Source organism: Limosilactobacillus alvi, from assembly GCF_016900115.1.
In the GTDB taxonomy this organism is placed as follows: domain Bacteria; phylum Bacillota; class Bacilli; order Lactobacillales; family Lactobacillaceae; genus Limosilactobacillus; species Limosilactobacillus alvi.
This window is the reverse complement of sequence record NZ_JACJJQ010000074.1, coordinates 1-1841: the sequence shown is the minus strand read 5'-3', so window position 1 is coordinate 1841 and position 1841 is coordinate 1. Positions and strand designations below refer to the sequence as shown.

The 1841-nt window shown below is 47.6% G+C and carries 1 protein-coding gene; it reads left to right on the top strand.

Features of this window, described 5'->3' with window-relative positions:
• Positions 1 to 1841 (top strand): mucin-binding protein (locus tag H5993_RS09075; protein ID WP_428980937.1); only part of this gene is annotated, 1841 nt, incomplete at both ends.

Here is a 1841-nt window from a genome sequence, read left to right as displayed (position 1 = left end):
GGCTCAGAATTTGACGATGCCAACAACGGCAAGATCTACCTTGTTGTCTTGAAGCACGGTACAACGACCGTAACGCCGGACAATCCGAAGGATCCAAATACGCCGATTAACCCAGATAACCCAGATGGTCCAAAATACACTGAAGATCAAACGGACGTAACTAAGGATGCTAGCCAAACCGTTCACTACACGGGTGCTGGTGATAAGACGCCTAGTGACAAGGTCCAAACCCAAAAGGATGCCTTTACTAGAACTGTTACGATTGACAAGATAACTGGCAAGACTGTTTCAACGACGCCTTGGACTGGTTCTAAGACTTTTGGCACTGAAACTACACCAGTTGTTGATGGCTACCACGCTGACAAGAAGGTAGCGGGTGGTTTGACGGCCACGCCTGAAAATCCTAATGTTGAGGACACAGTAACCTATGCTGAAAACGGTAAGATCATTCCGGTTGACCCTGACGGCAACAAGATTCCAGATGCGCCAACGCCAACTTACCCAACTGATCCAACCGACCCAACCAAGGTAACGCCAGACGAACCAGTGCCAGATATTCCGGGCCGCACGCCAGAAGTACCAACAGTAACGCCAAGTGATCCAGGCAAAGATACGCCGGTAGTTTACTATGCAAGTCCGGCGGCAATCGTAAACTTTATTGATGAAGACTATGTCAATGCTCAAGGCGAAAAAGTACCAACTCAAATTGGTACGTCTGGTGGCTTGACTGGCAAGATTGGCGAAACCATTATTTATAGTGGCTATGATGCCAAACTGCAAAGTTATCTTGATAAAGGCTATGTCCTTGATAAGTCTGAATATCCGACTAAGGATGTTTATGATAATGATGACAAGACCTTACAAACCTTCAATGTTTACCTAAAGCACGGTACGACGACAGTCACGCCAGAAGATCCAAAGGATCCAAATACGCCAATCAATCCTAACGATCCTAATGGTCCAAAGTACACTGAAGATCAAACTGATGTCACGCGTGATGCAAAGCAAACCGTTCACTACACGGGGGCTGGCGATAAGACGCCTAGCGACAAGGTCCAAACGCAAAAGAATGCCTTTACGCGGACGGTTACGATTGACAAGGTAACGGGTAAGACGATTTCAACTACTCCTTGGACAGGCTCTAAGACCTTTGGTACTGAAACTACACCAGTTGTTGATGGCTACCACGCCGACAAGAAGGTAGCGGGTGGCTTGACGGCAACGCCTGAAAATCCTAATGTTGAGGATACGGTAACGTATGCTGCTAACGGCAAGATTATTCCAGTTGATCCTAATGGTAACAAGATTCCAGATGCACCAACGCCAACTTATCCAACGGATCCAACCGACCCAACCAAGGTAGTACCAGACGAACCAGTGCCAGATATTCCAGGCTACACGCCGGAAACGCCAACGGTAACGCCAGAAAACCCGGGCAAGGACACTAATGTTCCTTACACCAAGAACCCAACTACGCCAACTGAGGATAAGAGTTCATTCAAGGTTGTTTACGTTGACCAAGACAGTAACAATGCCGTTCTTGAAACTAAGGGCTTGTCAGGCAAGTATGGCGACCAGATCACCTACACGACTGCTGACACGATCAAGTCACTGGAAGACAAGGGCTACGTCTTAGTATCAGATGGTTTTACTGGTAAAGCCGGTTCAGAATTTAGCGATTCCAACAACGGCAAGACCTACCTTGTTGTCTTGAAGCACGGTACGACGACGGTCACGCCAGAAGATCCAAAGGATCCAAATACGCCAATCAATCCTAATGATCCAAACGGACCAAAGTACACTAAGGATCAAACGGACGTCACCCGGGACGCTACCCAAAC